The organism is Pseudomonas kairouanensis (assembly GCF_004682055.1).
Taxonomy (GTDB): domain Bacteria; phylum Pseudomonadota; class Gammaproteobacteria; order Pseudomonadales; family Pseudomonadaceae; genus Aquipseudomonas; species Aquipseudomonas kairouanensis.
In genome coordinates, this window is sequence record NZ_QUZU01000107.1 from 1 (window position 1) to 586 (window position 586).

The 586-nt window shown below is 46.4% G+C and carries 1 tRNA gene and 1 rRNA gene; both read right to left on the reverse strand.

Features of this window, described 5'->3' with window-relative positions:
- Positions 1 to 166 (reverse strand): 23S ribosomal RNA (locus DYL59_RS31285); the annotation flags it as partial.
- A gap of 249 nt (positions 167 to 415) precedes the next feature.
- A tRNA-Ala gene (locus DYL59_RS31290) sits at positions 416 to 491 on the reverse strand.
- Positions 492 to 586 lie beyond the last annotated feature (95 nt).

Below are 586 nucleotides of genomic sequence, written 5' to 3' on the forward strand. Positions count from 1 at the left end.
ATGTATTCAGTACAAGATAACCATCTTATGATGGCTGGGTTCCCCCATTCAGACATCTCCGGATCAAAGTCTGTTTGCCGACTCCCCGAAGCTTTTCGCAGGCTACCACGTCTTTCATCGCCTCTGACTGCCAAGGCATCCACCGTATGCGCTTCTTCACTTGACCATATAACCCCAAGCAATCTGGTTATACTGTGAAGACGACATTCGCCGAAAATTCGATAATACTCAAAACTGAGTAACTCACAAATTTTACCTTAGCCTGATCCGTTACCAGTGAAAGTAACGTTCAGTCTATCTTTCTATCACATACCCAAATTTTTAAAGAACGATCTAATCAAAGACTAGAAATCAACATTCACCATCATCACGATGGAATGCTCATTTCTAAGCTTTAAACTTTCAGAAGCAGTAGTGGTGGAGCCAAACGGGATCGAACCGTTGACCTCCTGCGTGCAAGGCAGGCGCTCTCCCAGCTGAGCTATGGCCCCGTATTTCTACAGGCGTTTCCCACACAAAATTGGTGGGTCTGGGCAGATTCGAACTGCCGACCTCACCCTTATCAGGGGTGCGCTCTAACCAACTG